Source organism: Rhizobium phaseoli, assembly GCF_001664385.1.
Taxonomy (GTDB): domain Bacteria; phylum Pseudomonadota; class Alphaproteobacteria; order Rhizobiales; family Rhizobiaceae; genus Rhizobium; species Rhizobium phaseoli.
On the sequence record NZ_CP013536.1, the window covers coordinates 507,544 to 525,842 of the forward strand.

Below are 18,299 nucleotides of genomic sequence, written 5' to 3' on the forward strand. Positions count from 1 at the left end.
CAGCTCGCCATCATCGCGGCGGTGGCGGTCCGTCGGCACATTCCGATTGTCGGGCGGACATGGCTTCGGCGAGCGCATCGAGCGAGAGCGAGCCGGTGCCCTCGCTGTCGAAACTGTCAAACAGCGTTCCAGCCTGGTCCTCCATCACATCGGAGGGCCGGGCCGCGGCGAATTCGGCCTTGTTGACATAGCCGTCGCCATCGGTATCCAATTGTGAGACATCCATGCCTTCACCGCCATCCTGTTCCCCGCCGGGGCCGGATTGATCGGAGAAGGTTCATCGACATGGCCATCAGCTGCGACAAGAGCTTGTCGGTGCTGCTGCTCGAGTCTTCGTCGGACAGCTGGGTGGTTGTTGATTTTTTTGCTGAAACCGTATTACACGAAAGGATGTCCTCGGATGCGGACGTCGAGCTCCTGCTATAAGAATAGGAAGAGATTGATGTTTGCAGCAGAAATGGTCGTCATAAGCGCTCCATCGCTAAGGTGGGATGCAACGCGTTACAGAACGTATTAGTTCTCTAAATCGAAATCGCTAATGCTACAACCGAAGAAATCCCTCAGAAATCGTAGTGCGCTTTCTCAGGTCGTCGGCGTGCGCTTCGGCAGGGCGGGTTAGACGGTCATGAAAGCTATCGATGAGCCCGCGGAGGAGCCGCGCAGACGAGGCCGGCCGAAAGTCTCCACCGACGAAGACAAGCGCGTGCAGATCGTCGAAGTGGCCCGCCGGGTTTTTGTGAAATACGGATATGCCGGAAGCACGACCGCGGTCGTCGCCTCCGAAGCGGGCGTTTCCAAACAGACGCTCTATCGCCTGTTTGAGAGCAAAGAAGAGCTGTTCGCCGCCGTCGTCGCGGCGTATCGGCGCCTGATGCTTGATCTGCCACGGCCCGCCGAAGACTGTTCGATCGCCGAAAGCCTTGAACGGATCTTCATGCTCGACATGGACGAGGACAGAGATGCGGACCGCGCCGGTTTCCTGCAACTCGTCTTCCGTGAAGCAGCACAATTTCCTGAGCTCGTCGACATCCTGCAACGGGAAGGCATGCTCGCCAGCCGACAGGAGCTGGCCGACTGGCTGAGCGATCGCCGGGCCGAGGGCCGGCTTACCCTGGACGATCCGCTGAGCGGAGCCCGGATGCTGATGGACATGATCTTCGGAGGCATGGGACCGCCGGAGGGCCGTGCTCAGGCCTGGCCCGAGCGGGCAGCGCTGCTTGCCCATCTTCGCCGCTCAATTGCGATCTTTGCCGCCGGCATCGGCGCCGCCTGAGCGAACGAGAGCATTTCTGACTCTTGGACCTCAGCGATTCATCGAGCTTAGCCAACAGCTTGAGTGACAGCCGTTATGCCGAGTTCGCCGCTGCCTTCAAATTTTCCGGAGAGACCAAGACAGCACAGTCGGACGTGCAGCGGGACTACCTGCTGGACGCCTATGAGGCGTCCTTCGAGACCGAGGCGGACACCATCGACGACGAGACCGATTTATTTCGAGGAGAACATCGCGTCGATTACGTCGGTCGACGATTTCCTGTCGAGTTCGCGGCTGAAGAACTATGTGCTGACGGCGTTCGGCCTCAGCACCGAATACACATCGAGCAGCTTTCGGAAAGATGTCCTTACGAGCGATCTCGACGACGCCGACAGTTTCGTCAACCAGCTCGACGACGACGTCTATGTCAGCCTCGCAAAGGCCTTCAACTTCAACGAGGACGGCTCCGTCGACGGCGGTCTCCTGTCGGAAGACCAGATTTCACTGGTGACAAGTGCTTATGCAGTGGCCTCTGCGACGATTGCTTCCAAAGTGATCCTACTCCGTTACCACCGCCCAACGTCGTTCGGCGGCCGCCACTCCGAGACCGATCGGGAACACTTCTTGTGGGAGAACTCTCCAGAAGTCGCTTGGGCGACCTCTTTGGAGTCCACATAATCGCCGCACATTTTGCTTCGACCATCTTGGCAACCCCAAGCGGTCAGAACGCAGCAAGTGGTCCGCTCGGAAAGCGGTCGAAAAAAATGCTGCACTGCCAAAAATATCACCACGCGCACTGCTGCGCGTTTTTTCGGCATGACCCATTGACAATTCATCCTTGATGGCACTTGATACATTATTCCAGTAAAACAGACACGCGTCCATTATACTGGAACAATGGGAACCATCCATAAGGGGAACGCCATGACCATTTCCTTTCGCACCGGTGTGATATCGCTGGTCGCCGCCGCTTTGTTGTCCACGCCTGTGCTCGCCGAGGGCAGCAAGCTCGATGAAGTGCTGGCCCGCGGCCATCTCGTTCTCGGCACGGGCAGCACCAATGCACCCTGGCACTTCAAGAGCGCGGACGACAAGCTTCAGGGCTTCGATGTCGACATGGGCCACATCATCGCCAAGGCCCTGTTCGGCGATCCGGAGAAGATCGAATATGTCAATCAGTCCTCGGACGCCCGCATTCCGAACATCACCACCGACAAGGTCGATATTACCTGCCAGTTCATGACCGTTACGGGGGAACGCGCCCAGCAGGTGGCCTTTACCATTCCCTATTATCGCGAGGGCGTCGGCCTGATGCTCAAGGCGGACGGAAAGTATGCCGATTATGCCGCTCTGAAGGCGGCGGGTTCCTCGGCCACCATCTCGGTTCTGCAGAACGTCTATGCGGAGACGATGGTGCATGCGGCATTGCCCGAGGCGACCGTCGACCAGTACGAATCCGTCGACCTGATCTACCAGGCGCTGGAGTCGGGGCGTGCGGATGCCGTCGCCACGGACCAGTCGTCGCTCGCCTGGTACATGACGCAGAACCCAGGCCGCTACAAGGATGCCGGCTACGGCTGGAACCCGCAGACCTATGCCTGCGCCGTCAAACGCGGTGACCAGGACTGGCTGAACTTCGTCAACACTGCTCTTCACGAAGCCATGACCGGCGTCGAATTCGACTTCTACGCCAAGTCCTTCAAGACCTGGTTCGGCAAAGACCTGACGCCGCCGCAGATCGGCTTCCCCGTCGAATTCAAGTGACGGTCATGCGAGGCGGGATCTCAAACCCGCTCCGCAGGAACAGGATGATCTTAGGCCGGGGTCGGCCTAAGATTGGTATCCGGTTCTAAATCGAGGAGTTGGAGCATGATGTCGTCCGAACCGCTCGCGCGTTCGACATCAGCTCCGGTCTGAAAGGGCCTGCATGGGTTACACGCTGAATTTCGCGGTCGTCTGGCGCAATTTCGACTTTCTGCTAAGCGGACTTGCGCTCAGCCTCGGCCTTGCCGTGATCTCGATCCTGATCGGGGCCGCAATCGGTCTTGTCGTCGCTTTCGCGCTGACATCCAGGAGGCGCTTCGCGCTCGTGCCGGCGCGCATTTATGTCACTGTCATTCGCAACCTGCCGATTCTCGTCCTCGTGCTTTTCGCCTTTTTCGCGCTGCCGCAGATGGGCTTGCGCCTCGACAAGATGAAAAGCTTCGTGCTGGTTCTCTCCCTCTATTCCGGCGCCTATCTGGCCGAAGTATTCCGTGCCGGCCTGCTGTCGATTCCGAGAGGACTGACCGAAGCGGGACTCGCCATCGGCCTGACCGGGATGCAGATCCGCAGTTCCATCATTGCGCCGCTGATGCTGCGCAACGTGCTGCCATCGCTTTCGTCGACGATCATCTCGCTCTTCAAGGACACGTCGCTCGCCGCCGCCATCGCCGTGCCCGAACTGACCTTTGCCGCCCGCAAGATCAATGTCGAGAGCTTCCGTGTCATAGAGACCTGGATGGTCACATCAGCTCTCTATGTCGCGACCTGTTTCCTCATCGCCGCCCTGATGCGCCTCGTCGAGCGCCGTCTGGCCCTGCCGAGATAGTCCCGATGTCCCACACTTTTCTCGAACAACTCTGGATCGCCCGCTACGTCATCATGAACGGCATCGCCATGACGGTGTCGATCTCGCTGCTGGCCATTCTCGCCGGCTCCGTCATCGGCGTTTTCGTCGGCCTGGCGCTCGTCTATGGCGGCATGATTTTACGCCTCATCGTGCGCGCCTATACGGATATCATCCGCGGCACGCCGGTGCTCGTTCTCGTGCTGGCAAGCTATTACGTCTCCGCTGCGGTCGGTCTCGATCTCGGGCCGTTTTCCGCCGGGGTGCTCGCCCTTGCCATCTTCTGCTCTTCCCATGTCGGCGAGATCGTGCGCGGAGCGCTTCAGGCGATCCCGAAGGGGCAGACGGAAGCCGCCAAGGCGATCGGCCTGACCTTTACCCAGACCTTTACCTCGGTGCTGTGGCCGCAGGCCATGCGCCAGTGCCTGCCGGCATGGGTGAATACGGCGGCCGAAATGGTGAAGGCGTCGACGCTGCTCTCGGTCATCGGCGTCGCGGAGCTTCTGCTGCGCACGCAGGAGATCATTTCCCGCAATTTCATGAGCCTCCAGTTCTATTTTCTGGCCGGTGGTCTCTATTTCATCGTCAACTACGGCATCGAGCACTTCGGCAAATATGTCGAGCGCAAGACCGCCCTGCCGTCCTGAGGAGACTTCCCGATGGCCAAGACCATTCTCGACATCAAGGGTCTGCGCAAGACTTACGGCATCCACGAGGTTCTCAAAGGCGTCGATTGCGCTGTGCAGGAAGGCGAGGTCATCTCGATCATCGGTTCGTCCGGTTCCGGCAAGACCACCTTGCTGCGCTGCGTCAACATGCTTGAGGAATTCCAGGGCGGCACGATCCGCCTCGACGGCGAAGAGATCGGCTATCGCGTCGATGGTGCGACGCGGCGGCGCAAGAGCGAAAAGGAGATTGCCCGCCAGCGCGCGCTGACCGGCATGGCCTTCCAGCAGTTCAATCTCTTCCCGCATATGAGCGCCGCCGAAAACGTCATGCTCGGCCTCATCAAAGTGAAGAAGATGACCAAGCCGGAGGCCCGCATCATCGCCGAAAAATGGCTCGACCGCGTCGGCCTCGCCGCCCGCACCAACCATTATCCCGGTCAGCTCTCCGGCGGCCAGCAGCAGCGCGTTGCAATTGCTCGCGCCATCGCCATGTCGCCGCGGCTGATGCTGTTCGATGAGGTAACCTCGGCGCTCGACCCGGAACTGGTGGGCGAGGTGCTGCAGGTGATCAAGGGGCTTGCCGCCGACGGCATGACCATGCTGCTCGTCACCCACGAGATGCGTTTTGCCTACGAGGTTTCGTCCCGCGTCATCTTCATGAACCAGGGCGTCATCTGCGAGGAGGGCGATCCGAAGGAAATGTTCGTGCGTCCGAAGACCGAACGGTTGGCCGAATTCCTCAAAACCTCGAGCTTCAACTAAAAAACGCCAAGCGAGGCAGTTCGGCGCCTCCGGCGCCGGTGCCGCTGCCCGGTCGGTTGACGATCAGGAGATCGGTGCGGGGAGGGGGCCGGCGCCCGCATAAATTCCGCGCAGGCTGCATTCCCTGCAGGCAAATTTCCCGCAACGCATCCGAGCCCTCTTGAAAATCCTGGCCGCATGATTTTGGCATGCGCTTTGCTTTCTCTCTTGTATGCAAGAGAGCCACACATCCGAGACCACGCAGAAGTCCATCGAGGCGACGATCGTCTCCGGCATCCTGTCTGCCAGGATTCGGCCCGGTACGCGGCTTGGCGAAAATCAGCTGGCAACGCTCTTCGGCGTATCCCGAACCCGCGTCCGTGAAGCCATGATGCGCCTGGAGACCCGCGGTATCGTGCATGTCAGCCCTCGGCGAGGCTGGTTTGTCGTCGAGCCGTCCGCCGAAGATGCGATCGCGGTTTATGAGGCGCGGCGTATCGTCGAGGCCGGTTTGCTGCGCAGCATGCGCGTGCTGGCGGAGGAGGGCCGCAAAGCTCTCGACGCGCATCTGAACGAGGAGCGGAATGCAATGGCGGCGGGCGACCGCCAGCGCCTGACCTATCTGATGGGCGATTTTCATATCCGCATCGCGGAACTGAGCGGGAACGCCATCATCGTCGATATCCTGCGTGACCTGACCGCAAGGACCATCCTCATCTCGATGCTCTATCAGTCCGAATTTCACGCGGCGCAGTCCCACGAGGGGCATTGCCGCATTTTCGAGGCCATGCAGGCGGGCGACTTTGTCAAAGCTGCGGCGCTCTCCGTCGAACATCTTGATGAAGTCGAAATGGGCCTCGATCTCACGGCACGCCCGGATCCGCTTTCGGATCTGCGCAATTCCCTGTCGCTGCCGCCCAAGACCGCGTCCGCCGTCTCCCAACAGCCAGACTTGAAAGCCACAACCTCAAAGGAGCAATGAACCCATGCTGACAAGACGAGTCTTCTTCGCAATCGCGACCCTGGCCGCGACCTTCGGCTTCAACGCGCCGTCTCACGCCGATGCTCTCGCCGACATTACGGCGCGCGGGACGCTGCGCGTCGCTGTCCCGCAGGATTTCCCGCCTTTCGGCAGCGTCGGCACCGACATGGCGCCCATGGGCTATGATATCGACATGGCCAATCTCATTGCCGAAAAGCTCGGCGTCAAAGCCGAGCTCGTGCCGGTCACGAGCGCCAACCGCGTCCCCTATCTGCAGACGAACAAGGTCGATCTTGTCATATCAAGCCTTGGCAAGAATCCGGACCGCGAAAAGGTGATCGACTTCTCGGTCGCCTACGCGCCCTTCTTCAACGGCGTGTTCGGACCGGCCGATCTTGCTGTCGCCAAGACGGAAGATCTCGCAGGCAAGAGCATCGGTGTCACGCGCGGCGCAGTGGAGGATCTCGAGCTGACGAAAATCGCGCCAACCGGCGCGACGATCAAGCGTTACGAGGACAATAACGGCACGATCTCGGCGTTCCTGTCCGGCCAGGTCGATATCATTGCCACCGGCAATGTCGTGGCGGCGGCGATCCTCGCCAAGAATCCTCCCAAGCGCCCGGAGCTGAAGTTCCTCATCAAGAACTCCCCCTGCTACATCGGCCTCAACAAGGAACAGTCCGCCCTGCTGGAGAAGGTGAACGGCATTATCGCCGCCGCCAAAACCGACGGCACGCTGAACGCGATATCGCGGAAGTGGCTCGGCGCCGATCTGCCGTCCGATCTGTAAGCAAACCTGGTTCTTGCGCATGTCTCCTGCGGCCGCGGGAGACATGCACTCCGTCACCGCAAGAGGGGACATTCCTTGAGCTACCATTTCGAATTCGGCTGGCTGCTTCAATATTACCCTGACATCATCAAGGGCATCCTGATCACCTTGGAGCTTATCGCGGTCGGCGGGGTGCTTGGCATTTCGCTCGGCATTTTCTGCGCCTGGGTGCGGGCACTCGGCCCGGCCTGGCTGAAGCCGGTCGTTGCGGCCTATGTCGAGCTGATCCGCAATACGCCCTTCCTGATCCAGCTCTTTTTCATCTTTTTCGGTCTGCCGTCGATCGGCCTCCATCTTTCCGAACTGACGGCGGCCAACCTTGCAATGGTCGTCAATCTCGGCGCCTATGGCTGCGAGATTGTCCGTGCCGGTATCCAGGCAACGCCGAAGGGCCAGTTCGAGGCGGGCGAGAGCCTCGCCATGACCCGCTTCGAGACCTTCCGGCATGTGGTTCTCGTGCCTTCGCTGCAGCGAATCTGGCCGGCGCTGTCGTCGCAAGTCGTCATCGTCATGCTCGGCTCGTCGGTCGTGTCGCAGATCGCCGCCGAAGATCTGACCTTTGCCGCAAACTTCATACAGTCGCGAACCTTCCGCGCCTTCGAGGCCTACATCGTCTCGACTGCCATTTATCTCACGCTGGCGATCCTGCTCCGGCAGGTGCTGGCTGTCGTCGGCGGGTTGATTTTTCCAAGGAGAGCGGCGCTATGATCGAGTTCACCCTCTGGGATATACTGCGCAACCTGCTGCTCGCCACCCGCTGGACGATCCTTCTCTCGCTCGTCTCCTTCATCGGCGGCGGCGCGGTCGGACTGGGGTTGCTGTTGCTGCGCATCAGCAAGAATAAGGCGTGCAGGGCATTCGCGAAATATTATATCGAGCTCTTCCAGGGCACGCCGTTGCTGATGCAGCTCTTCATTGCTTTTTTCGGTCTCGGTCTCTTCGGCATCGATGTGCCGGCCTGGCTTGCCGCGGGCATGGCGCTCATCCTGTGGACCGCAGCCTTTCTCGCCGAAATATGGCGAGGCTGCGTCGAGTCGGTCGCCAGAGGCCAATGGGAAGCCTCCGCCAGCCTTGGCATGGGGCGGTTGCAGCAGATGCGCTACGTCATCCTTCCGCAGGCGCTGAGGGTCGCCATCCCGCCCACGGTCGGCTTTTCCGTCCAGATTATCAAGGGAACGGCGCTGACCTCGATCATCGGCTTCGTCGAATTGTCGAAAGCCGGCACCGTGGTCACCAACGCCACCTTCCAGCCCTTCACCGTCTATGGGCTCGTCGCCCTCATCTACTTCGCCCTTTGCTGGCCCTTGTCAAAAAGCAGCCAGATCCTGGAGAGGAAGCTCAATGTCGCTCATCGAAATCACTGAAGTCCGCAAAAGCTTTGGCGCCACCGAGGTGCTGAAAGGCATCAATCTCGATGTAGAGCCGGGGGAAGTCATCGCCATTATCGGCAAGAGCGGTTCGGGCAAATCGACCCTGCTTCGCTGCATCAACGGTCTGGAGGCCATCACCAGCGGCTCCATCTCCGTGGCCGGTGCGCAGCTCCTCGGCGACGAGGTGCATCTGAAGGCGCTGCGTCTCAAGGTCGGCATGATCTTTCAGCAATTCAACCTTTTCCCGCACTTGAGCGCCGGCGGCAATGTCATGCTGTCGCAAACCGTGGTCAAGAAAACTCCGAAGGCCGAGGCAGAAGCCGTCGCCCGCAAGATGCTGGAGCGGGTGGGGCTGGGCCACAAGTTCGACGCCTATCCGGATGAGCTCTCGGGTGGCCAGCAACAGCGCGTCGCCATTGCCCGCGCGCTCGCCATGCAGCCGACCGCACTTCTCTGCGACGAGATTACCTCGGCGCTCGATCCGGAACTGGTCGCCGAAGTTCTGGCGGTGGTGCGCGAGCTTGCCGCCGAGGGAATGACGCTCCTGATGGTCACGCATGAGATGAAGTTTGCCCGCGACGTCTGCAGCCGCGTCGTCTTCATGCATCAGGGCAGGGTCCACGAAGAAGGCCGCCCGGAGGATGTCTTCGCCAACCCGCAAACTGCCGAGCTCAGGCAGTTCCTCGGTGTCGGCTAGGGGCGTCGCGGGTGAAACGAATGTAAGGCTTGTCGAGCGGTCGTGTGCCGCCCGCTTGTTGGTGGCTCCCGCCATGTCTTGGTGAGAAATCCCGATGGACCTTGAACGGGATCGCTATGGGGGATGGGTACGGACGCGATTTTAGCCAGCATTTCGTCTGATGCAGCCGAAGTCTGAATGTCGGCGTGCTGTCCCTTGGGATAAGCGCCGACGACCTGGAAGTCCGGCGTGCAGCCGAGATTTTGATGCCCTGTCCCGGCCGGAAGCACCAAACAGTCCCCCGCCGTGACCTCGATGGCCTGACCGCCGGGACCGCCAATCAGCAGGGTGGCGCTGCCACGTGCCACTCCGAGCACCTCATGCGCGCCGGCATGGTAGTGCTGATAATCGAAGACACCGTTTGTCCAGATGTCTGTCCAACCGCTTTCCGCGAAGCGACCTTCGAAATCACAACGTCGGTCGTCGTCAAGAAGCCCCTTGTAAAGTAACACCGGAAGACGCTGATTGTTGGGGACCCAATCGCTCGGCTCGAAAATTATCGTTTCCACATGCACGTTGGATGCCTGGCTTGTCACCGATTGCCGGGGGGCGTTGACGCTGCTCGCTCAGACCTTTTCGGAGCGCTCGTCACCGAAGTCACCCGCGCTGTCGGCTTCAAAAAACTAAACCTTGGTGTTTGCCAAAGGTTCCTCGGCGCGCTGTCGCCTCCCGGAGGATAGTGGGGGACCGGCGGGAGGCCTGCCTGGTGCCCCCGATCTGGCCACCTGCGGTCGCTTCGGCAAGCACGAGCTCGGCCCGCAGCAGCCTGACGAGATCATTCATTCTTCGACTTGTTCGGTCTGCAACGCCGAAATTCCCTGTACGGCCGCTCCGTCTTCAAGATCACTCTTACGACTGGGCGGCCGCTCCGGGAATTATCGGTCCTTGTTGCCGGCAGGGGCGGGCAGCAAGACCGGCTCGGCCGAGTGCGTCGGCGCCATCAGCTGAGCGAGAATGTCGTCGGCCGAATGGCTCGAACTGCCAATGCCGGCCTCGCGCAGCTGGCGGTCGAGATCGCTGCCGTTTTCCAGCGCGGCCAGTTCAGCACCGGCTTCGATACGGCCGGCGGTGATTTCCTGGCGTTTCTTGATGCGTTCGAGACTTTCCACGGCGCTGCCGAGACGAGTGTTGATGCCCGACTGGCTATGGGCGATCGCCGATTGGGCGCGCAGCAGCGACTCGTTGGCTTTGACGTTCTCCACTTCGCGCTTCATCTGCGCGATGCGCGACTCGGTTTCCTGGATCGTGCGCAGCATCTGCTGCTGGCGGGGCAGCAGCCGATCGAGCTCTTCCTGGTCTCGCTGCACTTCGGCGCGGCTATTGGCAATGCGCTGCGCGAGACCTTGCGCGAGATCCGTACGGCCTGCGGAGATCGCGGCGCGGGCGCTGTCGGTATCCTTGGTTTCCTTCGCGCGGTTTTCTTCAAGCCGGCGCATGACGCTCTTGTTCGATGCCATGATGCCGGCCAGATCGGATCGCGCCCGGCGCAGCGACTGCTCGGCGTCGCGAATTTCCTGGTCGAGAATGCGCATGGATTGGCTGTCGGCGGCCGCTTCTGCTGCCTCGTTGATGCCGCCGCGAATGGCGGTAAAAATCTTTCCCCAGGTGCTCACGCTGCAATCTCCCCGCTTTTCCATTCTTCAATCATATGCGCTGCATCGACGGCATTGGCAGCCAGAATTGCGACTTCCTCGACGACGGTCTCGGCCGACGAGCGTGCCGACAGCGAACCGAACAATTCGTACCATTCCTCACCGTCGATCGTGGTGATGCCGAAGCTCGAAAGCGGGACGAACTTGTGCGTCTTCAGAACCATGCGTTCGAAGGCCTCTCGCTTGGGCACCTCCTTGCAGGGCACCAGAACAACGCTGACGAGGATATCGCGCTCGCCGCTCACCGTGACGAAGACGTCAAGATCGCCTCTTTCCTTCAGCGTTACACACAAGACGTCCCCGTGCTCGGGTACGGCTACATCAACATCGCCGAGCGCCTCCGGATCGGCGGCGAACAGGCGCGTCAAAGTTGTGAGGTTCCAGGTCTCCAAAAAGTCCTCCATCGGTTAGAGCGTCAAAAATATCTGGGTAGTCGGTTTACAACTTAAAGGTCTGGCGCGCGAAATAAATTTCGATAGGGTGCACGTTAGCAACCGGGGGAATCGCTTGCCATTTATCGCTTCATTTCTGCGGCGTATATATCTTTCGCTGGGCGAATTGGCCTGGTCAGCGCTTTTTCTTATCCTCGTTCTTCATCTGGTCTTGTCTTACCTGCTCTTTATGCTGGCAGGCGAGGGCGATCTCGTCGGCAGGCCGGTCGACTTCGTTTATTATTATATGGTCACCGCAACGACTGTCGGCTATGGCGATCTTTCTCCAAAGTCGGCGCCCGGCCGGCTCATCACCGTGCTGATCGTTCTTCCCGGTGGCATTGCCATCTTTACTGCAGTTCTTGGCAAGTTGTTGACAGCTATCGGTACGATCTGGAGGAATCGCATGCGCGGATTGGGTGATTACAGCGAACGCGCCGGCCATATCATCGTTGTAGGCTGGCAAGAGGGGCAGACACACCAGACGCTGCGGCTGCTGCATTCCGAACGCCATGCCGACGAGCCGATGAGCGTTCTGGTTGCCAAGGACCTGCCGGAAAATCCAGCCACCGACTACGCCGACTATATCAGAAGCGATCGGCTTGCCGATGCTGATGCCTTGACTCGGGCCGGCATAGCCCAGGCGCGCGCGATCATTGCGCGCGGCGCCAATGACGACGAAACGCTGGCCGCAGTCCTGATTGCCGAGGATCACGCGCCCAATGCCCATATCGTTGCCTATTTCGACGATGACCGCACGGCGCAGATGGTCAAACAGCTGCGGCCGCGTGTCGAGGCGGTGGGATCGCTCGCCGAGGAGCTCCTGTCGCGTTCAGCGCGTGATCCGGGCTCCTCGGAAATCGCCGCGCGGCTGCTGTCGGCCGCCTCCACCGACACGGCCTTTTCCCTGCCGGTGCCGCCTTTGCAAACGCCACTGCTCTATGGCGAGGTATTTTTAAGGCTCAAGCGCCGGTACAACGTGACGCTGGTGGGCATGCTGAGCGAGGGCATAACCGATCTGAATTGCCGAGACGAGACGCCGATGCGCGGCGGGGAGACTCTTTACTACATCAGCGGAATGCGGCTAGATCCCGCCACCATCGCCTGGGCTAGAATGGGAGACGAAACATGATCGGCTGGTTCGGTGGAAACAAGGAAGAAAAGCCCCTGCCAAAAGAACTCGGTCCCTTGAACGTTGCCATCGGTGGGGCGTTCGAGATCGATTTCCTCTCCCTTGAAGCCGATGCTTTGGGCGGCGAGCCGGCCATGCCGCTGCCACGGAGCGGGCCATTTATCATTGCCGGTTACGGTGAGGTTCTGCTCGATGCCGCCACGGTTCTGTCGCGCTATTACGATGAAGAGAACCGGATGATTCAGGTGATGTCGGCCTCGGGCAAGCCCGGTGATGTGATCGACGATATCAGCTTCTATCAGCCGTGGGACAGCGTCGTTCCTGCCGGTCAGAGCGAATGGAACCGCTGGACCGGGCCGGCCGGCCTGATCGGACAGCCATCCTATGATGCCGACGGGATCCTCTACAACCGGTTCTGGGGCGACGGCCCGGAACGCGCCCAGCTGGTGGAATTTGTCGAAAGGGTCGAGGACGGTGAAGCGCAGCGCGCCATTCATCAGACCTGTATGTTGTATTATCGGCCGCTTGGCTCGACGCGCGAAATGCTGCTGATCAATGTCGAACGCGACCTCGACCTCGGCCAGAGCCAGGCGGGCAGTTCAGTGGAATTTCTGATCGGTTACGGTCTGGCTCCCGCCGACGTTCGCCGCGTCTGATGGGCTTTATCAATTTTAACGGAGGATTTTATCGATGCTCGATTACGTGGCGGGCCTGCCTGCCTTCCTTGGCTATTTCGCCATCGGTCTCGGCGCCTACGCTGTTTTCGCGGTGATCTATACCTGGCTGACGCCGCAACAGGAGGTACAACTCATCCGCGCCGGCAATCTTGCGGCCGTTACGGCATTCTTGGGCGCCCTTGTCGGTTTCAGCCTGCCTCTGGCTTCGGCGGCAGCCAATTCGGTCAGCATCATCGACTACGTCATCTGGGCGGCGATCGGCATCCTGGCGCAGATCCTCGCATTTTATATAGCGAACTTCACCATGACGGATCTGCATGAAAAGATCACCGCCGACGATATCGCCGCCGGCCTATGGGGCGGCGGAATCGCCCTCGTCATCGGCATTCTCAACGCCGCCTGCATGACCTATTGAGGGAGGGAAAGATGCGCAGACGCATGAGCGGGCACAGGCGACCTTTCCTGGCCCTTGGCACCATCGCTGCCTCGACCCTGGCACTGTCCGGCTGCGGCGATGACACTCCTTCGGATATAATGTTCACGTCGGTCGACCAATGCGTGACCGCCGGGATGGACCGGCAGGTCTGCCAGGCCAGTTATCAGGATGCGATGCGCGCCCACCTCGCCACCGCGCCGCGTTTCGACGGCATGGCTGCGTGCGAAGCCGAATACGGCAAGGGTCAGTGCACGGAACAATCGGCCAACGCTCTGCCCAACAACACCGGCGGGAGCGGCAGCGTCTTCATGCCCTTCCTGGCAGGCTATATGCTGTCTTCGGCATTGAACAACGTCAGCGATTATTACGATTATCGCCGGCGCCAGGAGGAAGCCGGCTACTATTACGGCTCGACGCCGATCTATCGCAATCGCTCGGGGCAGACGCTGACGACCACCGTTCGTTCGGGCGGTATGCGCAGCGACAGCGTGACTGCGCCTTCGCGCCAAAGTGTCAAGCCGGTCAACGTCAATACCCGCACCGTCGCCCGGCAGGGCTTCGGTGGCCGCTCGTCCTTCAGTTTCGGCGGCTGACATGAAGCGCATCACTCTTCCTGCGCGTCCCGATTGGCGTGACAAGGCGCGCGCCGTCGGCTTCGGATTTCACGTCATGTATGGCGAGCCCTACTGGCTCGACGATGCCGCCTATACGTTCACACTGGATGAGATCGAGACGCAGATCGAAGAGCCGAGCCAGCAACTGCACGACATGTGCATGGATCTGGTCGGTGATATCGTCGGCAGCGAAGAGTCGCTCGACCGGCTGGCCATTCCGGAGGACCTGCGCGATGTGGTGCAGCGATCCTGGCAGCGCCGCGACCGGCACCTCTACGGCCGCTTCGATCTTGCTTATGACGGCAACGGCCCGGCCAAGCTGCTCGAATACAACGCGGATACTCCGACCTCCGTCTTCGAGACCGCCTATTTTCAGTTCAACTGGCTGACCGACCAGATCGCTTTGGGTGTTCTGCCGAAGGAGGCGGACCAGTATAATTTCCTGCAGGAGAGCCTTGTCGAGGCATTCGACCAGTTCCCCAAGGAATCGATCTTCCATTTCGCGGCGATAACCGACAATGAGGAGGATCGCGGCACCACGGTCTATCTGATGGACTGTGCGGTGCAGGCCGGCCATCGCGTCGAGCTTCTCGACATTCGCGAGATCGGCATCGATGCTGAGGGCCGCTACACCGATCTCAAGGATCGGGTGATCGATCGCTGCTTCAAGCTGTACCCATGGGAATTCATGCTGCGCGAGCCGTTCGCCCGCGAACTCGCGCGCTCGGGCGATGTTTTCGTCGAACCCGCTTGGAAGGCCGTGCTTTCCAACAAAGGGCTTCTGCCTCTGCTCTGGCAGCGCCACCCCAATCACCCCAATCTGCTGCCCAGCTATTTCACCGACGACCCGGCGGCTTCGACCTTGACCGACTATGTGCGCAAGCCGCTATTGTCGCGAGAAGGCGAAAACGTTACGATCTTTCGAGAGGGGCAGGAACTGGTTTCTGCACCCGGTGATTACGGCGACGAAGGTTTCGTCATCCAAGCCTATGCCCCGCTTTTCGAAAGCAATGGCGGCTTTGCCGTGCTCGGCAGCTGGGTCGCCGGCGATCGCGCCTGCGGCCTTGCCGTGCGCGAGGATCGCTCACGCATAACGGCCAATCTGTCGCGTTTCGTGCCGCACATTATAATGGGGTAAAATTCCATTACGTGCGTAGCATATCGCGTATTGAACCCAATCCTTGCCACAAGAGGGTCTGTCACAGACACGCCGAGCAAAGCCGCAAGTGAGGGGAGAGTTTACTGCAGTGAACCTGGGGCGGGAACTGAGCAACGGCGCCTTGAAATTCGCTCGAGCCTTATCGGATTCCAATTTATTGATGCACAGGTGAGTCAAGGGACACGGGCGATGATCAGTAGGCCGGTCTTGACGAAAGCGGCAACAACCGTGATTGACGCGCTGCGTTTTTTTGACGATACGGCGCGGTGGGACGTATGGCAAAATCTCCCTTGAGGCGGTGGAACAAGTGCGGAGCGTGGGTTTGAAACGGGCAGTCGATATTCTTCTGGCTGTGGTCGCGTCGGTCGTCCTGTTTGTTCCGATCCTTGTCGTCGCTCTCTGCGTCCGGATGACTTCGCCGGGCCCGATCCTCTACTGGTCCAAACGTGTCGGCCGCTTCAATCAGATCTTCCTGATGCCGAAATTTCGCAGCATGCGCGTCGACACGCCGACGGTTGCCACACATCTGCTCGAAAATCCCGATCGGTTTCTGACCCCCATCGGTTCGTTTCTGCGCAAGTCCAGCCTCGACGAACTGCCGCAGCTCTGGTGCATTCTGGTGGGCAGGATGAGTTTCGTCGGGCCTCGGCCGGCGCTCTACAATCAGTATGATCTGATCGAATTGCGGACGGCCCACGGCGTCGACAAACTCCTGCCTGGACTGACCGGGTGGGCTCAGATCAACGGCCGCGACGAATTGCCGATTCCGGAGAAAGTGAAATTCGACGTCGAATATCTTCACCGGCGCTCGATCGGCTTCGATATGCGCATCCTGTTTTTGACGGCCGGGAAGGTCATCCGCCGCAAGGGAATAAAGCATTAAGTTACCTACTTCTGATAGATAAGTGCCGCGGAAGACCTTGGTTTCCGATTATTTCAGTTGCGCTCGTTGTAGAAAATGACAAGAAGGGGATTGTCTGATTGATCCGCGAGACGCTGGGAAGCAATGCCTGAAAATACCCCCACTGAGACGCCACGCTCAGCATGGTTCTTAGTGCCGATGCAGGCGCTCGTCGCCCCTCTGCTGGCGATGCCGCGTCCTGCCAAACGCGCGCTCGCCTTGCTGGTGGATTCGAGCTTTTGCATCCTGACGATCTGGCTGGCTTATTGCTTCAGACTGAACGAATGGACGGTGCTGACCGGCGTGCAGTGGTTGCCGGTCTTCGTCTCCCTGTGCATGGCCCTTCCCATCTTCATCGTCATGGGCATGTATCGGGCAATCTTCCGCTACGCCGGTCTTGCCGCTTTCATCGCAGTTCTGAAGGCTATTGCGATCTACGGCGTCGCCTTCATGACGATTTTTACTGCGCTGAGCGTCCCTGGCGTTCCGAGAACGGTCGGTATTCTCCAGCCTTTCCTGCTGCTGATTGCGATCGGCCTGTCGCGACTGGGCATCCGCTATTGGCTCGGCGATACCTATCAGCGTATCCTTCACCAGAATACGCTCGCAAAGGTGCTGATCTACGGGGCAGGGAATGCCGGCCGACAATTGGCCGGTGCTCTGACGAACAGCGCCGAACTCAATGTCGTCGGTTACCTGGACGATGATCCGCGTCTTAAGGGCGGCATCATGGGCGGCTTGCCGATCTACGACCCGTCGGATCTTCCGGTGCTCGCCGAAGCTCTTGGCGTGCACAATGTGCTTCTTGCCCTGCCATCCGCATCGCGGCAGCGGCGCAATGAAATTCTCGAGCATATCCGCAAAGCCAGGGTGAACGTCCGGACTTTGCCGGACCTCACGGCGCTTGCTCAGGGCCGTGTCGCCGTCTCCGACATTCGCGAGCTGGAGATCGAAGATCTGTTGGGCAGGGAAGCGGTGGCGCCGCGGCAGGAATTGCTCGACAAGGCGATGCGCAAAAAGGTGGTGATGGTCACGGGCGCCGGCGGTTCCATCGGTGGTGAACTCTGTCGGCAGATTCTGCGCAACGCGCCTTCGAGCCTCATCCTCATCGATCAGAATGAGTTCGCGCTTTATAATATCCACGCCGAATTGCTGAAGCTGGCCGAACTTTACAAGCTGGAAAGCCTGCAGATCGTTCCGATCCTTTGTTCCGTCCGCGACCAGGACCGCATGGAACATATCATGCAGAGCTGGCGGCCGCAGACGCTCTATCATGCCGCCGCTTACAAGCATGTGCCTCTCGTCGAACATAATGCGGTGGAAGGCATCAAGAACAACGTCATGGGGACGCTGATCACCGCACGCGCGGCGAATAAATGCGGCGTCTTGAATTTCGTGCTGATCAGTACGGACAAGGCCGTGCGTCCGACGAACGTGATGGGCGCCAGCAAGAGGCTGGCGGAGATGGTTCTGCAGGCGCTTGCCGCAGAACCGGCCGTTGACAGAGTGCGCACGAACTTCTCCATGGTCCGGTTCGGAAACGTGCTCGGGTCCTCCGGATCCGTCGTGCCGCTGTTCCGGCAGCAGATCAAGGACGGCGGGCCGGTTACCTTGACGCACCCGAAAATAACCCGCTACTTCATGACCATTTCGGAGGCCTCGCAACTTGTCATTCAGGCGGGCGCGATGGCCGAAGGTGGGGATGTTTTCCTGCTCGACATGGGAGAGCCCGTCCGCATCGCAGACCTCGCCCGCAAGATGGTCGAGCTTTCGGGATTGGCCGTCCGAGACGAGGATAATCCCGAAGGGGATATCGAGCTTTCCGTGACCGGCCTGAGACCCGGCGAGAAGCTTTATGAAGAACTGTTGATCGGGGATAATCCTGAGACAACCGAACATCCCAGGATTATGAAGGCGCGCGAGGATTTCCTGTTCTGGCCGGAGCTTTCGAAGAAACTCAGCTCGCTCAATGCGGCACTGGATCGAAACGATATGGTCGCGGCACGTGCGACCTTGGCAGAACTCGTCTCCGGCTATTCCTCAACCGGTGAGGTGTCGGATCTTGCCTTCACCAACGCCGAAACCATCACGGCAGCCTGAAGACGACAATC

21 protein-coding genes and 1 pseudogene are annotated in these 18,299 nt (G+C 59.9%); 18 read left to right on the plus strand and 4 right to left on the minus strand.

All coding sequences use genetic code 11. From position 1 onward, the window contains the following. Positions 1 to 10: 10 nt before the first annotated feature. The gene (locus AMC88_RS34375) at positions 11 to 226 is read right to left on the minus strand and encodes an EF-hand domain-containing protein (protein ID WP_225880666.1); all 216 of its coding nucleotides are present in this window, start codon (positions 224 to 226) and stop codon (positions 11 to 13) included. 399 nt (positions 227 to 625) lie between these two features. Here AMC88_RS34375 and AMC88_RS29520 point away from each other — a divergent pair, with 399 nt between their 5' ends. From AMC88_RS29520 to AMC88_RS29570, 11 genes and pseudogenes are all read left to right on the plus strand, one after another. Continuing rightward, entirely contained in the window at positions 626 to 1,273 is a 648-nt protein-coding gene (locus AMC88_RS29520; protein WP_010024936.1) for a TetR/AcrR family transcriptional regulator, read from the plus strand. Positions 1,274 to 1,299: 26 nt separating this feature from the next. Further along, positions 1,300 to 1,801, plus strand: a pseudogene (locus tag AMC88_RS29525) (DUF1217 domain-containing protein); the annotation flags it as partial. Between the two features lie 375 nt (positions 1,802 to 2,176). Then, complete coding sequence (locus tag AMC88_RS29530; RefSeq protein ID WP_010024938.1) at positions 2,177 to 3,016, plus strand: transporter substrate-binding domain-containing protein; 840 nt, start codon at positions 2,177 to 2,179, stop codon at positions 3,014 to 3,016. Between the two features lie 163 nt (positions 3,017 to 3,179). Further along, complete coding sequence (locus AMC88_RS29535; RefSeq protein ID WP_016735724.1) at positions 3,180 to 3,842, plus strand: amino acid ABC transporter permease; 663 nt, start codon at positions 3,180 to 3,182, stop codon at positions 3,840 to 3,842. 5 nt (positions 3,843 to 3,847) lie between these two features. Beyond that, the gene (locus tag AMC88_RS29540; protein ID WP_037145879.1) at positions 3,848 to 4,507 is read left to right on the plus strand and encodes an amino acid ABC transporter permease; all 660 of its coding nucleotides are present in this window, start codon (positions 3,848 to 3,850) and stop codon (positions 4,505 to 4,507) included. A gap of 12 nt (positions 4,508 to 4,519) precedes the next feature. Continuing rightward, the gene (locus tag AMC88_RS29545; protein ID WP_010025547.1) at positions 4,520 to 5,290 is read left to right on the plus strand and encodes an amino acid ABC transporter ATP-binding protein; all 771 of its coding nucleotides are present in this window, start codon (positions 4,520 to 4,522) and stop codon (positions 5,288 to 5,290) included. Positions 5,291 to 5,501: 211 nt separating this feature from the next. Beyond that, positions 5,502 to 6,251 carry a GntR family transcriptional regulator gene (locus tag AMC88_RS34635; RefSeq protein WP_064830207.1) on the plus strand — a complete coding sequence of 250 codons (750 nt, stop codon included), beginning with the start codon at positions 5,502 to 5,504 and terminating at the stop codon, positions 6,249 to 6,251. Positions 6,252 to 6,255: 4 nt separating this feature from the next. After that, positions 6,256 to 7,041 carry a transporter substrate-binding domain-containing protein gene (locus tag AMC88_RS29555; protein ID WP_064830208.1) on the plus strand — a complete coding sequence of 262 codons (786 nt, stop codon included), beginning with the start codon at positions 6,256 to 6,258 and terminating at the stop codon, positions 7,039 to 7,041. Positions 7,042 to 7,116: 75 nt separating this feature from the next. Next, positions 7,117 to 7,788: an amino acid ABC transporter permease gene (locus tag AMC88_RS29560; RefSeq protein ID WP_064830209.1), complete on the plus strand. Its 672-nt coding sequence runs from the start codon at positions 7,117 to 7,119 to the stop codon at positions 7,786 to 7,788. Beyond that, positions 7,785 to 8,444: an amino acid ABC transporter permease gene (locus tag AMC88_RS29565; RefSeq protein WP_037145887.1), complete on the plus strand. Its 660-nt coding sequence runs from the start codon at positions 7,785 to 7,787 to the stop codon at positions 8,442 to 8,444. Before AMC88_RS29560 ends, AMC88_RS29565 begins: the two co-directional genes overlap by 4 nt. Then, positions 8,422 to 9,147 (plus strand): amino acid ABC transporter ATP-binding protein, encoded by a 726-nt coding sequence (locus AMC88_RS29570; RefSeq protein ID WP_037145889.1) that lies wholly within the window; start codon positions 8,422 to 8,424, stop codon positions 9,145 to 9,147. Before AMC88_RS29565 ends, AMC88_RS29570 begins: the two co-directional genes overlap by 23 nt. Here AMC88_RS29570 and AMC88_RS32830 read toward each other — a convergent pair. The 3 genes from AMC88_RS32830 to AMC88_RS29585 form a co-directional block, all read right to left on the minus strand. After that, the gene (locus AMC88_RS32830) at positions 9,144 to 9,701 is read right to left on the minus strand and encodes a cupin (protein ID WP_225897144.1); all 558 of its coding nucleotides are present in this window, start codon (positions 9,699 to 9,701) and stop codon (positions 9,144 to 9,146) included. The genes AMC88_RS29570 and AMC88_RS32830 overlap by 4 nt on opposite strands. A 360-nt stretch (positions 9,702 to 10,061) precedes the next feature. Further along, positions 10,062 to 10,799: a PspA/IM30 family protein gene (locus AMC88_RS29580; protein ID WP_010009822.1), complete on the minus strand. Its 738-nt coding sequence runs from the start codon at positions 10,797 to 10,799 to the stop codon at positions 10,062 to 10,064. Continuing rightward, positions 10,796 to 11,242, minus strand: a complete 447-nt coding sequence (locus tag AMC88_RS29585) for a YjfI family protein (RefSeq protein ID WP_010009818.1) — start codon at positions 11,240 to 11,242, stop codon at positions 10,796 to 10,798. The genes AMC88_RS29580 and AMC88_RS29585 overlap by 4 nt, the downstream gene beginning before the upstream one ends. A gap of 103 nt (positions 11,243 to 11,345) precedes the next feature. On the opposite strand from AMC88_RS29585, the gene AMC88_RS29590 reads away from it, so the two are divergent. The 7 genes from AMC88_RS29590 to AMC88_RS29620 all read left to right on the plus strand — a co-directional run bounded on the left by AMC88_RS29590 (position 11,346) and on the right by AMC88_RS29620 (position 18,288). After that, the gene (locus tag AMC88_RS29590; protein WP_064830210.1) at positions 11,346 to 12,401 is read left to right on the plus strand and encodes an ion channel; all 1,056 of its coding nucleotides are present in this window, start codon (positions 11,346 to 11,348) and stop codon (positions 12,399 to 12,401) included. Then, positions 12,398 to 13,057, plus strand: coding sequence for a YjfK family protein (locus tag AMC88_RS29595; RefSeq protein WP_064830211.1), 660 nt, complete (start codon positions 12,398 to 12,400; stop codon positions 13,055 to 13,057). The genes AMC88_RS29590 and AMC88_RS29595 overlap by 4 nt, the downstream gene beginning before the upstream one ends. A gap of 34 nt (positions 13,058 to 13,091) precedes the next feature. Continuing rightward, entirely contained in the window at positions 13,092 to 13,493 is a 402-nt protein-coding gene (locus AMC88_RS29600; protein WP_004673652.1) for a DUF350 domain-containing protein, read from the plus strand. 11 nt (positions 13,494 to 13,504) lie between these two features. Next, positions 13,505 to 14,107: a DUF1190 domain-containing protein gene (locus AMC88_RS29605; RefSeq protein ID WP_010000691.1), complete on the plus strand. Its 603-nt coding sequence runs from the start codon at positions 13,505 to 13,507 to the stop codon at positions 14,105 to 14,107. Position 14,108: 1 nt separating this feature from the next. Next, positions 14,109 to 15,266 (plus strand): glutathionylspermidine synthase family protein, encoded by a 1,158-nt coding sequence (locus tag AMC88_RS29610; protein ID WP_037145894.1) that lies wholly within the window; start codon positions 14,109 to 14,111, stop codon positions 15,264 to 15,266. Positions 15,267 to 15,603: 337 nt separating this feature from the next. Next, a complete protein-coding gene (locus AMC88_RS29615; protein WP_064830212.1) occupies positions 15,604 to 16,170 on the plus strand; it encodes a sugar transferase in 567 nt (188 codons plus the stop codon). Between the two features lie 123 nt (positions 16,171 to 16,293). Beyond that, positions 16,294 to 18,288 carry a polysaccharide biosynthesis protein gene (locus tag AMC88_RS29620; protein WP_064830213.1) on the plus strand — a complete coding sequence of 665 codons (1,995 nt, stop codon included), beginning with the start codon at positions 16,294 to 16,296 and terminating at the stop codon, positions 18,286 to 18,288. Positions 18,289 to 18,299: the final 11 nt, after the last annotated feature.